Origin of the sequence: Pseudomonas sp. PLMAX, assembly GCF_046042685.1 — a bacterium.
In the GTDB taxonomy this organism is placed as follows: Bacteria; Pseudomonadota; Gammaproteobacteria; order Pseudomonadales; family Pseudomonadaceae; genus Aquipseudomonas; species Aquipseudomonas putida_AE.
Genome location: NZ_CP064949.1, coordinates 6,480,462 through 6,493,607 on the forward strand (window position 1 = coordinate 6,480,462; position 13,146 = coordinate 6,493,607).

Annotated in this window: 12 protein-coding genes; 10 read left to right on the forward strand and 2 right to left on the reverse strand. The window is 61.6% G+C overall.

All coding sequences use genetic code 11. The features are described from left to right. Positions 1–75 precede the first annotated feature (75 nt). The 5 genes from miaB (at position 76) to lnt (ending at position 5,497) form a co-directional block, all read left to right on the forward strand. Entirely contained in the window at positions 76–1,404 is a 1,329-nt protein-coding gene (gene miaB, locus DKB71_RS29545) for a tRNA (N6-isopentenyl adenosine(37)-C2)-methylthiotransferase MiaB (protein ID WP_408601175.1), read from the forward strand. A 214-nt stretch (positions 1,405–1,618) separates the two neighbouring features. Next, positions 1,619–2,626, forward strand: coding sequence for a PhoH family protein (locus tag DKB71_RS29550; RefSeq protein WP_274074469.1), 1,008 nt, complete (start codon positions 1,619–1,621; stop codon positions 2,624–2,626). Further along, entirely contained in the window at positions 2,619–3,113 is a 495-nt protein-coding gene (gene ybeY / locus DKB71_RS29555; RefSeq protein WP_274074468.1) for an rRNA maturation RNase YbeY, read from the forward strand. The genes DKB71_RS29550 and ybeY overlap by 8 nt, the downstream gene beginning before the upstream one ends. Before the next feature lie 5 nt (positions 3,114–3,118). Beyond that, a complete protein-coding gene (locus DKB71_RS29560; RefSeq protein ID WP_046815833.1) occupies positions 3,119–3,958 on the forward strand; it encodes an HlyC/CorC family transporter in 840 nt (279 codons plus the stop codon). A 15-nt stretch (positions 3,959–3,973) separates the two neighbouring features. Next, complete coding sequence (lnt, locus tag DKB71_RS29565; protein WP_408599058.1) at positions 3,974–5,497, forward strand: apolipoprotein N-acyltransferase; 1,524 nt, start codon at positions 3,974–3,976, stop codon at positions 5,495–5,497. Between the two features lie 99 nt (positions 5,498–5,596). On the opposite strand, the gene DKB71_RS29570 is transcribed toward lnt, so the two are convergent. Next, positions 5,597–6,358, reverse strand: coding sequence for a YdcF family protein (locus tag DKB71_RS29570; RefSeq protein ID WP_408599060.1), 762 nt, complete (start codon positions 6,356–6,358; stop codon positions 5,597–5,599). Between the two features lie 105 nt (positions 6,359–6,463). After that, entirely contained in the window at positions 6,464–6,784 is a 321-nt protein-coding gene (locus DKB71_RS29575; RefSeq protein WP_274074465.1) for a hypothetical protein, read from the reverse strand. Between the two features lie 280 nt (positions 6,785–7,064). Here DKB71_RS29575 and leuS point away from each other — a divergent pair, with 280 nt between their 5' ends. From leuS to DKB71_RS29600, 5 genes are all read left to right on the forward strand, one after another. Then, complete coding sequence (gene leuS / locus DKB71_RS29580) at positions 7,065–9,671, forward strand: leucine--tRNA ligase (protein ID WP_408599062.1); 2,607 nt, start codon at positions 7,065–7,067, stop codon at positions 9,669–9,671. 88 nt (positions 9,672–9,759) lie between these two features. Then, entirely contained in the window at positions 9,760–10,365 is a 606-nt protein-coding gene (lptE, locus tag DKB71_RS29585; RefSeq protein ID WP_274074463.1) for an LPS assembly lipoprotein LptE, read from the forward strand. Between the two features lie 39 nt (positions 10,366–10,404). After that, positions 10,405–11,442, forward strand: a complete 1,038-nt coding sequence (gene holA, locus DKB71_RS29590) for a DNA polymerase III subunit delta (RefSeq protein ID WP_408599065.1) — start codon at positions 10,405–10,407, stop codon at positions 11,440–11,442. Between the two features lie 153 nt (positions 11,443–11,595). Then, entirely contained in the window at positions 11,596–11,760 is a 165-nt protein-coding gene (gene arfA / locus DKB71_RS29595; protein WP_056855798.1) for an alternative ribosome rescue factor ArfA, read from the forward strand. Positions 11,761–11,822: 62 nt separating this feature from the next. Next, complete coding sequence (locus tag DKB71_RS29600) at positions 11,823–13,145, forward strand: lytic murein transglycosylase (RefSeq protein ID WP_408599067.1); 1,323 nt, start codon at positions 11,823–11,825, stop codon at positions 13,143–13,145. Position 13,146: the final 1 nt, after the last annotated feature.

Consider the following 13,146-nt stretch of genomic DNA (forward strand, 5'->3'; position numbering starts at 1 on the left):
GACGCGCAGCGGTAGGAACCTGAGTGCATGTTCCCTATAATGCGCGGTTCTTTGAATCACGTGATGACCCTGTCCATGGCCAAGAAGCTTTACATCGAAACCCACGGTTGCCAGATGAACGAGTACGACAGCTCGCGCATGGTCGATCTGCTGGGCGAACACCAGGCCCTGGAAGTCACCGCGCGCGCTGAAGACGCCGACGTGATTCTGCTCAACACCTGCTCGATCCGCGAGCGCGCCCAGGACCGCGTCTATTCCCAGCTGGGCCGCTGGCGCGAACTGAAGCTGGCCAACCCGGACATGGTGATCGCCGTCGGTGGCTGCGTGGCCAGCCAGGAAGGCGCCGCCATTCGCGATCGCGCGCCGTACGTCGACGTGGTGTTCGGCCCGCAGACCCTGCACCGCCTGCCGGAAATGATCGACGCCGCACGCATCAGCAAGCTGCCGCAAGTCGACGTCTCGTTCCCCGAAATCGAAAAATTCGACCATTTGCCCGAGCCGCGCATCGATGGCCCGAGCGCCTACGTGTCGGTGATGGAAGGTTGCAGCAAATACTGCACGTTCTGCGTGGTGCCCTACACCCGTGGTGAAGAGGTCAGCCGGCCGTTCGATGACGTGATTGCCGAAATCATTCACCTGGCCGAACACGGCGTGCGCGAAGTGACGCTGCTCGGGCAGAACGTCAATGGCTATCGCGGCACGACCCACGACGGTCGCCTGGCGGATCTGGCCGAACTGATCCGCGTGGTCGCCGCGGTCGATGGCATCGACCGCATCCGCTACACCACCTCGCACCCATTGGAATTTTCCGACAGCCTGATCCAGGCCCACGCCGACGTGCCGGAACTGGTGAAACACCTGCACCTGCCGGTGCAATCGGGCTCGGACCGGATCCTCGCGGCGATGAAACGCAACCACACGGCGCTGGAATACAAATCCAAACTGCGCAAGCTGCGCGCCGCCGTACCGGGAATCTGCATCAGTTCGGACTTCATCGTCGGCTTCCCCGGCGAGACTGAAAAAGACTTCGAACAAACCATGAAGCTGATCCAGGATGTCGGCTTCGACTTCTCCTACTCGTTCGTCTACAGCCAGCGCCCGGGCACACCCGCCGCCGATCTGGCCGACGAGACGCCGGAAGAGCTGAAGAAAGAGCGCCTCAACGCCCTGCAACATCGCCTGAACCAGCAAGGTTTCGAGGTCAGCCGACAGATGGTCGGTTCGATTCAGCGGATTCTTGTAACCGATTATTCCAAGAAAGACCCCGGCGAGCTGCAAGGCCGAACCGAGAATAACCGTATCGTCAACTTCCGCTGCGACAATCCGACCCTCATCGGCCAGTTCGCGGACGTGCACATCGACGCCGCACAGCCACACTCGCTGCGGGGCTCGCTGATCCAATAACTCCGAAGATCCCTGTGGAAGCGGGCTTGCTCGCGAAGACGGCGTGTCAGTCGACATTAATGGCGCTGACAGACCGCATTCGCGAGCAAGCCCGCTCCCACAGGTACAGCGCCAGAGGCGAGAATCGGGTTGCCTTATTTAAGAGCTTTCGCACCCGCGCCACTGGCGCTATCCTTGAATCATCCCAATTGCCCCAGGGCGGCTAAATACGACCTTGAACGCACCCATCGAACCACATCGTTTCATCCTCGAGCCCTTTGAGGCTCGCCGCTTCGCCAATCTGTGCGGGCAATTCGACGAGCATTTGCGCTTGATCGAACAGCGCCTGACCATCGAGATCCGCAACCGCGGAAACCAGTTCGAGCTGATCGGCGAGCCAAAACACACCACCTCCGCGGAAAATCTCCTGCGCCGCCTGTACCGGGAAACCAAGGGTACCGAGCTGTCACCGGACTTGGTGCACCTGTTCCTGCAGGAATCCGCCGTCGAAGAGCTGGATAACCACTCGCCCGCCGAAGCCTCCGTCGCCCTGCGCACCAAGAAAGGCATGATTCGCCCTCGCGGCTTGAATCAATTGCGCTATGTGAAGGAAATCCTCGGTAACGACATCAACTTCGGCATTGGCCCGGCCGGTACCGGCAAGACCTACCTGGCCGTCGCCTGTGCGGTAGATGCGCTGGAACGCGAGCAAATCCGTCGCATCCTGCTGGTGCGCCCGGCGGTCGAAGCGGGTGAAAAACTCGGCTTCCTGCCCGGCGACCTGTCGCAGAAAATCGACCCGTACCTGCGCCCGCTCTACGACGCACTGTATGAAATGCTCGGTTTCGAATACGTCGCCAAGCTGATCGAGCGCCAGGTGATCGAAGTCGCGCCACTGGCCTACATGCGTGGCCGGACGCTGAACAACAGCTTCATCATCCTCGACGAAAGCCAGAACACCACGGTCGAACAGATGAAAATGTTCCTGACCCGGATCGGCTTCGGCTCCACGGCCGTCATCACCGGTGACATCACCCAGGTCGACCTGCCTCGCGGCACCAAGTCCGGGCTGCACCATGTGATCGAAGTCTTGAAGGATGTGCCGGGCATCAGCTTCACGCACTTCCAGCCCAAGGACGTTGTGCGCCATCCATTGGTGCAGCGGATTGTCGAAGCCTACGAGCGCTTCGAAACCAAAGCGGCCGATGATGCCGCCGCCAGGGACAGCCGACGCGATGCTTGAGCTTGACCTGCAAATCGCGACCCAAGCGCCCGCCCCCAGCGAAGCCGAGTTCCGCCAATGGTGCGAACTGGCCCTGCGCCAGCGCACCGCAGACTCGGAAATGACCATTCGCCTGGTCGACGAAGCCGAAGGCCGCGAACTGAACAACACCTGGCGGCACAAGGATTACGCGACCAACGTCCTGTCGTTCCCCGCCGATGTGCCGGACGAGTTTCTCGACATCCCGCTGCTGGGCGACCTGGTGATCTGCGTGGCGGTGGTCGAGCGCGAAGCCACCGAGCAGGGCAAGGAACTCAAGGCCCACTGGGCGCACCTGGTGATCCACGGCTGCTTGCATCTGCTTGGTTACGACCATATTGAAGATGACGAAGCCGAAGAGATGGAAGCACTGGAACGAACGTTGCTTGCAGAACTGGGCTATCGCGATCCGTACGCGGACGACGAAATCGAAGTACCCCCTACCGAAACAACAAAGGATTCAGAGTAATCGCTATGAGCGAAGATCGATCGAGCAACGGGCAGAAGTCTTGGCTGGGTAAGCTCACCCAGGCTTTTGCCCACGAGCCGAAGAACCGCCAGGAGCTGCTGGAGCTGCTGCGCGATGCACACCAGAACAAACTGCTGGACAGCGAAGCGCTGGCCATCGTCGAAGGCGCTATCCAGGTGGCCGACCTGCAGGTACGGGACATCATGGTCCCGCGCTCGCAGATGGTCAGCATCAAGGCGACCCAGACACCTCGCGAGTTCCTCCCCGCCGTGGTCGATTCGGCCCACTCCCGCTACCCGGTGATCGGCGAAAGCCACGATGACGTGATGGGCGTGTTGCTGGCCAAGGACTTGCTGCCGTTGATCCTCAGGGAGAACGGCGACAGTTTCAACATCAAGGACCTGCTGCGCCCGGCCACGTTCGTGCCGGAGTCCAAGCGCCTGAACGTACTGCTGCGTGAGTTCCGCGCCAACCACAACCACATGGCCATCGTCATTGACGAATACGGCGGCGTGGCGGGCCTGGTGACCATCGAAGACGTGCTGGAACAGATCGTCGGCGACATCGAAGACGAGCACGACGTCGAAGAAGACAGCTACATCAAGCCACTGCCCAGCGGCGACTTCCTGATCAAGGCCCTGACGCCGATCGAGAACTTCAACGAGTTCTTCGACAGCGAATTTTCCGACGACGAGTTCGACACCGTGGGCGGCCTGGTGATGAGCGCGTTCGGGCACTTGCCAAAACGCAACGAAATCACTGAAATCGGCGCCTATCGCTTCCGCATCCTGAACGCCGACAGTCGGCGGATTCACTTGCTGCGACTGACACCTATCGCCCGGTAAAACCTAAGGATTGAAATGCGCTGGACAACCCGCCCCGGCTGGCCCGGTAACCTGCTGGCCGTGGCGGCCGGTGCAATCACCACCCTGGCCCTGGCGCCGTTCGATATCTGGCCAATGGCACTGCTGGCGGTCGGGCTGTTCTATGCCGGCTTGCGTGAACTGAATCCACGCCAGGCCCTGGGGCGTGGCTGGTGTTTCGGCTTCGGCCTGTTTGGCGCCGGCACCAGTTGGATCTACTACAGCATTCATCACTTCGGTGGCGCGTCGGTGCTGCTGGCCGGCTTCCTGATGCTGATCTTCACGGCGGCGATTGCCTGGTTCTTCGCCCTGCCCGCCTGGATTTGGGCGCGCTGGTTGCGGCGCAATGAAGCACCACTGGCAGACACCCTGGCCTTCGCGGCGCTGTGGGTCGGCCAGGAAGCGTTTCGTGGCTGGTTCCTGACCGGTTTCCCATGGCTCTACTCTGGCTACAGCCAGCTTGACGGCCCCCTGGCCGGCCTCGCGCCGGTTGGCGGAATGTGGCTGATATCCTTCACCCTGGCCCTGACGGCTGCATTGATCTACAACGCCGTGCGCCTGGTGCGCACGGGGCGCAAAGGCTTCATCGCCGTGGGCGTTGTGCTGCTGACAGGCCCGTGGGTGGCCGGCCTGGCGCTCAAGCACCACGCCTGGACCAGCCCGTCGGGCGCCCCCCTGAGTGTCGCGGCGCTCCAGGGCAACATCGAACAGAGCATGAAGTGGGACCCGGCGCAGCTCAACGCGCAATTGGAACTGTACCGCGACATGAGCTTCAGCTCGAAACGGGTCGACTTGCTGATCTGGCCGGAAACCGCAGTCCCGGTGCTCAAGGAATCTGCCCAGGGCTACCTGGACATGATGGGGAAATTCGCCGCCGAGCGCGATTCAGCCATGATCACCGGCGTACCGATCCGCGAAGTCGTCCACCAGCAGAAGCGTTTCTACAACGGCATTACCGTGGTGGGCGAAGGCGACGGCACCTACCTCAAACAAAAGCTGGTGCCGTTTGGCGAATACGTGCCGTTGCAGGATGTGCTGCGCGGCTTGATTGCATTCTTCGACCTGCCCATGTCGGACTTTGCCCGCGGCCCTTCCGACCAGGCCATGTTGCAAGCCAAGGGTTACCAGATTGCGCCGTTCATCTGCTACGAAGTGGTGTACCCGGAGTTCGCCGCCGGCCTTGCCGCGCAAAGCGACCTGCTGCTGACCATCAGCAACGACACCTGGTTCGGCACCTCCATCGGCCCGCTGCAGCACTTGCAGATGGCGCAGATGCGCGCGCTCGAGGCGGGCCGCTGGATGATCCGCGCGACCAACAATGGCGTGACCGGCCTGATCAACCCGTTTGGCCAGATCACCACGCAGATCCCGCAGTTCGAACGCGGCATCCTGTACGGCGAAGTGGTGCCAATGCACAACCTCACACCGTACCTGCAATGGCGGTCGTGGCCATTGATCATTGTTTGTGTGCTGTTGTTTGGCTGGGCGTTGATTGCCAGCCGGATGGCCAAGACCGTCTGAAGATTTGTGGCGCCTGCAAAAGATCGCAGCCTGCGGCAGCTCCTACAGGGGATTGCATTCCAATTGTAGGAGCTGCCGAAGGCTGCGATCTTTTGCTTTTCAGCGATAGAAAAGCCTATAAGCGATCTGCCCCGCCGCCTCATTCATCAACTGCCCGCTGCGCCAGACGGCCTTGAATTCCGGCATCCAGCCGCCCAGCGGCTCGGCGTTGTCCACGCCGAGGAATCCGACTGGTGCCGGCACCACTTCAAACCCGGCCTTCTGGAAACTCCAGACCGCGCGCGGCATGTGCCAGGCCTGGGTGACCACCACCACGCGCTTGATGCCCTCAGGCAACAGGACTTCGGCGCTGAATGTCGCGTTTTCCCAGGTGGTTCGGCTTTGCCCTTCCTGCCACCGCACAGCCACGCCAAAATCATCGCGCATTGAGTCAGCCATCATTTTGGCTTCGGTGGGCGGCGAGCCGTAATGCAAGCCACCACTGGTCAGGATCGGCAAGCCCGAGGCCTTTGCCAGGCGAGCGGCATAGCGTTCTCGCTCCAGGGCCATTCCGGTGGGTTGATCACTGCCCCAGGCCAGGTCACCCCGTTCGCGCCCGGCCCCCAGCACCACGATCGCATCGGCGCGCTGGGCCAGGGTTGCCCACTCGTCGCGAGGCAAAGGGGCTTCACGCTCAAGGAGCCCGGCGCCCCATTGCACCATCACCGGCAGGCTCATCAACCAGAAACCGCCCACGCCCAGCGCAAAACACCATCCGGCAAGGCGCGGTCTTGAGCGGCGCCACCACCAGGCGAGCACCAGCAACAGGATAAGGACGCCGGGCGGCATCAGAAGGTGTTTAACGAAATAGCGAAAAGGCATCGGGCATCTCCTTAAAGATGCCCGAAGCCTAAGTGGGTTGACGCAATGGGACAATAAATACGGAAGGACTATGCTTCAAAAAACCGTGGAGCATGGCTCTATGCGCTATTTGAACTGCAGGGACCGGACCTTTACCGCGTCTCTGCCAGGTATTTTGTCCTTGAGCCAGATGATCTTGGCCGAACGTGGTGCGTCGAGTTGCTTCACTGCCTCAGACAAGCATCCCTGCGTTTCACGCTCACTGCGATCGAGGTACGCCTTGACCAGTGCAAACTCTGCGGGGCTCAGGCCACGCAACTCCAGTTCCAAAGGGCGTTCGTCGCGCAGCCGACCCGCTGTTTTGGCTGCATCAAGGGCCATGCCCAAACGATCGATCAGTCTTTCGTACAACTCCGGTTTTGTAGCTTTTTGCCGTGACTCAACCATCCCTCACCTCATTGGAAGATAAGACCTACTCCCCATTTAGAGCTTAGCTTCCATCGACAAACCGGCTGGACGCCGCGACCAACGGCCCTCGCAGCGGTTTTTGCGAGACGCGCGGCAGTAATCAGGGTTTCCCTCGATAGAGTGCGGTCATGTATGCTACGGCGCTTCCTGTAACTCCACTTCCAGCTCCTCTGGACACCGAAACGCCGAATTGGCGCACTCACCGTCCAAGGTCGCATTGAAGAGGATTAGGCCACCCCTATTCAGTTCAAAAGTAGCCATGCACGAACAATATCAGCCCCGTGAAATCGAAGCCGCCGCCCAGTCGTTCTGGGACGAGCAAAAGTCCTTTGAAGTCAGTGAACAGCCAGGCAAGGAGACCTACTACTGCCTGTCGATGTTCCCTTACCCCAGCGGCAAGCTACACATGGGGCACGTGCGCAACTACACCATCGGCGACGTGATCTCCCGCTACCAGCGCATGCTCGGCAAGAACGTCCTGCAACCCATGGGTTGGGACGCCTTCGGCATGCCGGCGGAAAACGCCGCGATGAAGAACAACGTAGCGCCCGCCAAGTGGACCTACGAGAACATCGCCTACATGAAGACCCAGCTGCGCAGCTTGGGCCTGGCGGTGGACTGGTCGCGCGAAGTGACCACCTGCAAGCCCGATTACTACCGCTGGGAACAATGGCTGTTCACTCGCCTGTTCGAAAAAGGTGTGATCTACAAGAAAAGCGGCACCGTGAACTGGGACCCGGTCGACCAGACCGTCCTGGCCAACGAGCAGGTGATCGACGGTCGCGGCTGGCGTTCCGGCGCGCTGATCGAAAAACGCGAAATCCCGATGTACTACTTCAAGATCACCGCCTACGCGGATGAGCTGCTGGAGAGCCTCGACGAACTGACTGGCTGGCCTGAACAGGTCAAGACCATGCAGCGCAACTGGATCGGCAAATCCCGCGGCATGGAAGTGCAGTTCCCGTACAACGCCGACTCCATCGGCGAAGCCGGTGCACTGAAAGTCTTCACCACCCGTCCGGACACCCTGATGGGCGCGACCTATGTCGCCGTGGCTGCCGAGCACCACCTGGCCGCCCTCGCTGCCAAAAACAACCCTGAGCTGCAAGCGTTCATCGCCGAATGCAAGGGCGGTAGCGTCGCCGAAGCCGACGTCGCCACCCAGGAGAAAAAAGGCCTGCCGACCGGCCTGTTCGTCGAGCACCCTTTGACCGGTGAAAAACTGCCGGTATGGGTCGCCAACTACGTGCTGATGCACTACGGCGACGGCGCGGTGATGGCTGTTCCGGCCCACGACGAACGCGATTTCGAGTTCGCCCACAAGTACAACCTGCCGGTCAAATCCGTGGTGCGCACAAGCGCAGGTGACACCAACCCGGCGCCATGGCAGGACGCCTACGGTGAGTACGGCACGCTGATCAATTCCGGCGAGTTCGACGGCCTGGACTTCGCGGGTGCCTTCGACGCCATCGAGGTGGCGCTGATCAAGAAAGAACTGGGCGCCTCGCGCACCCAGTTCCGCCTGCGCGACTGGGGCATCAGCCGTCAGCGCTACTGGGGCTGCCCGATCCCGATCATCCACTGCAATACTTGCGGTGACGTGCCGGTGCCGGAAGATCAATTGCCTGTCGTGCTGCCGGAAGACGTCGTACCCGATGGCGCCGGTTCGCCACTGGCGCGCATGCCCGAGTTCTACGAGTGCAGCTGCCCGAAATGCGGCCAGCCTGCCAAGCGTGAAACCGACACCATGGACACCTTCGTCGAGTCCTCGTGGTACTACGCCCGCTACGCCTCGCCGCACTTTGAAGGTGGCCTGGTAGAGAAATCGGCGGCCGACCACTGGTTGCCGGTAGACCAGTACATCGGCGGTATCGAACACGCGATCCTGCACCTGCTCTACGCGCGCTTCTTCCACAAGCTGATGCGCGACGAAGGCCTGGTGAGCTCCAACGAGCCGTTCAAGAACCTGCTGACCCAGGGCATGGTGATCGCCGAGACTTACTACCGTCGCGAAGCCAACGGTGCCTACACCTGGTTCAACCCGGCGGACGTCGAGCTCGAACGCGACAGCAAGGCCAAGGTCATCAGCGCCAAGCTGATCGCCGACGGTCTGCCGGTGGAAATCGGTGGCACCGAGAAGATGGCCAAGTCGAAGAACAACGGCGTTGACCCACAGTCGATGATCGACCAGTTCGGCGCCGACACCTGCCGTCTGTTCATGATGTTCGCCTCGCCACCTGACATGAGCGCGGAATGGTCCGACTCCGGGGTCGAAGGTTCGCACCGCTTCCTCAAGCGCGTCTGGCGCCTGGCTCAAACGCACGTCACCCAGGGCCTGCCGGGCAAACTGGACGTCGCCAGCCTGAACGACGAGCAGAAAGCCATTCGCCGTTCGATCCACCAGGCCATCAAGCAGGCCAGCCACGACGTCGGCCAGAACCACAAATTCAACACCGCCATCGCCCAGGTGATGACGCTGATGAACGTGCTGGAAAAAGCCGCACAAGGCACCGATCAGGACCGTGCGCTGGTTCAGGAAGGCCTGGAAACCGTGACCCTGCTGCTGGCGCCGATCACCCCGCACATCAGCCACGAGCTGTGGCATCGCCTGGGTCACGCCGACCCGGTGATCGACGCCGCCTGGCCGGTGCTGGACGAAAGCGCCCTGGTGCAGGACAGCCTGACGCTGGTCATCCAGGTCAACGGCAAGCTGCGCGGGCAGATAGAAATGCCCGCCAGCGCCAGTCGCGAAGACGTCGAAGCCGCCGCCCGGGCCAACGAGAACGTGCTGCGTTTCGTCGATGGTCTGACCATTCGCAAAGTGATCGTGGTGCCCGGAAAACTGGTCAACATCGTCGCCAGCTAATTGGATCAGGCGCCTGGCCATGCCAGGCGCCGAATAAAACCTTTCGGGCCGCTTGATTGGCCCACATGGTTTCAAGGGGAGCAACACAATGATCAAACGCAACTTGCTGGTGATAGGCCTCGCAGTCCTGTTGAGCGCCTGTGGCTTCCAGCTACGTGGCACCGGCACCACCGAACTGGCGATCAAGGAACTCGACCTGAGCGCCCGCGACGCCTACGGCGAAACCGTGACACAACTGCGCCAGTCGCTGGTCAGCAGCGGCGTCAACGTCTACACCGGCGCCCCCTACAAACTCATCCTGACTGACCAGCAGGAATCCCAGCGCATCCTCAGCTACGCAGGCGCCGGTCGTACGGGCGAATATCAACTGAGCACGGTGCTCAGCTATGACATTCGCGGCCAGGGCAATCTGCCCCTGCTGAGCGACAAACTCGAAGTGCAGAAGGTGTTCATCCATGACGGCAACAACCTGGTAGGTTCCGACCAGGAAGCCAGCGATGCGCGCAGGGAAATGCGTCGCGAGCTGGTTCAACGCATGATGTTGCGCCTGCAGCAATTCACCCCGGCCCAGCTGGACCAGTTGCAGCAAACGGCGGCAGCCAAGGCCAAGGCGGAAGCCGCGGCACTGGAAGCAGCGCAGAAGGCTGAAGCGGAAACACCGCGTCAGTCTCCCATCGAACTGCCTCGGCAGTAAGCCTTACGGGGCGCCCCGGCGCCCCGTTTGCCCCCTCTTATGAAGCTCGCCCCTGCCCAACTCGCCAAACACCTGCAAGGCGCCCTCGCGCCGGTCTACGTCGTCAGTGGCGATGACCCCTTGCTGTGCCAGGAAGCCGCCGACGCCATCCGCACGGCCGCGCGCCAACAAGGCTTCGACGAACGCCAGGTGTTCGCCGCCGACGCCAGTTTCGACTGGGGAACCTTGCTGCAAGCCGGCGCCAGCATGTCGCTGTTCGCCGAAAAACGCCTGCTGGAATTGCGCCTGCCTTCCGGAAAACCCGGCGATAAAGGTGCTGCCGCGCTCATTGAGTACTGCTCGCGACCGGCCGAAGACACGCTGCTGTTGATCAGCCTGCCGAAGCTCGATGGCAGCGCGCAGAAAACCAAATGGGGCAAGGCGCTGGTCGAAGGCCAACAGACCCAGTTCGTGCAGATCTGGCCGGTGGATGCCAACCAGTTGCCCGGCTGGATCCGTCAGCGCCTGTCCCAGGCCGGGCTGTCCGCCAGCCAGGACGCCGTCGAGTTGATCGCCGCCCGGGTCGAGGGCAACTTGTTGGCCGCCGCCCAGGAAATCGAAAAGCTCAAGCTGATGGCCGAAGGCGGCCAGATCACCATCGAAACCGTACAGGCCGCGGTGGCCGACAGTGCACGCTTTGACGTTTTCGGCCTGACCGATGCCATTCTCAATGGCGAAGCCGCCCACGCGCTGCGGATGCTCGAAGGGCTTCGCGGTGAAGGGGTCGAGCCCCCGGTGATTCTCTGGGCCCTGGCCCGGGAACTGCGGCTGCTGGCCAACATTTCGTTGCAGTACAGCCAGGGCACGCCACTGGACAAGGCCTTCAGCCAGGCCAGACCGCCGGTCTGGGACAAGCGCAAACCACTGATGAGCAAGGCCCTGCAACGATATTCGGCGCAACGCTGGGCGCAATTGCTGCTCGAAGCCCAGCGCATTGACGCGCAGATCAAGGGCCAGGCGGCGGGTTCGCCGTGGATGAGCTTGAGTCGCCTGACGTTGTTGATGGCTGGGCAGCGATTGTCGTTGCCTGCTGAATAAGATCAAAAGATCGCAGCCTCTGTAGGAGCTGCCGCAGGCTGCGATCTTTTGATCTTTTTTCCTACAAAACACACATGCATTTGCGCTATAGACAGCCGCCCAACTTCGGCCGATGATTTGCCCCGCAAAACTCCTCACTTGTGAGCGCCCATCATGAGCAAAAAGCCGTCCAAACGCGGCCCCAACAAGGCCAAATCCATCATCGCCCAGCCATTGTTCCGCAGCCGACAGGAACGAGCCGGCAAGGGTAAAGGCAGCTACCGCCGCGAAGCCTTCCAGTCTGACAACTGGGAGGCTTCTTACTTTCTGGCAGCCTGAAAGGCAAGCAACCGCTCAACATGTTAAGGTCTGTACCTGATTCGTTTTCCCTGGACCCGTGCATGCCCCTTTGTATTTCCCGTCGTTGGCAGTTTCGCCAATTGATCGCTGCCTCCAGCCTCATCTTGCTAGTCGCCTGCGCGGAAAAACCCACCGCCGCCGACGCCCAGCCGATTCAGACTCTGCCTGTCGCCACCGCCCCGGCGGTCATTCCACCCGTGGTTCCAACCGGTGAAAATCTCGACATCCAGCCGACCCAGACCTTCGCCGAATGGCAGGCGGGTTTTCGCAAGGACGCCCTGGCCGCCGGTATCCGTGCCGACCTGTTCGACCGCGCCTTCGCCAATGTCAGCGTTGACCCGAGCGTGATCCGCGCCGACCGCAGCCAACCGGAATTCGCAAAACCGGTATGGGAATACCTCGATGGCGCCCTGTCGCCGCTGCGGGTTCGCAAAGGCCAGGCATTGGTCGAGCAGTACGCCGGCATCCTGCAAAGTATCGAACAGCGCTACGGCGTCGACCGCCAGGCACTGGTCGCGGTATGGGGCATGGAAAGCAACTTCGGCCAGTTCCAGGGCAGCAAGTCGGTGATCAACTCACTGGCCACCCTCGCCTACGAAGGCCGCCGCCCCGGTTTCGCCCACGCGCAATTGATCGCCGCCCTGCAGATCCTCCAGCAAGGCGATATCGAACCCGAGAAAATGCTGGGCTCCTGGGCGGGCGCCATGGGCCAGACCCAGTTCATCCCGACCACCTACAACACCCACGCCGTGGACTTCGATGGCGACGGTCGACGCGATATCTGGGGCAGCGCCACCGACGCCCTGGCGTCGACCGCCCACTACCTGCAAAGCTCCGGCTGGCAAAAAGGCCAGCCGTGGGGCTTTGAAGTGCAGCTGCCGGGCAGTTTCAACTACATCCTCGCCGATGGCTCGATTCGCAAGAGCGTCGCCGAATGGCGGCAACTGGGCGTGGTGCTGCCCAACGGCGGCCAGTTCCCGGCTGGCTCCGAGCAACTGTCCGCGGCGCTACTGTTGCCGGCAGGCTATCGCGGCCCAGCCTTCCTGGTGCTCGACAACTTCCGCGCGATTCTCAAGTACAACAACTCGTCGTCCTACGCCCTCGCGGTGAGCCTGTTGGCTGAGCGCTTCAATGGCGCCGGGTTGATCAGCGGCACCTGGCCCAAGGATGACCTGCCCCTGAGCCGTACCGAGCGGATCGAACTGCAGAACCTGCTGAGTGCGCAGAACTACGACGCGGGCACTGCCGACGGCATCATCGGTGCCAATACCCGCAAGGCGATCCGCAGCGCCCAGCAGTCGTTTGGCTGGCCGGCGGATGGTTATCCGACGCACAAGTTGCTGGAAGGATTGCGTAACCGCTAGG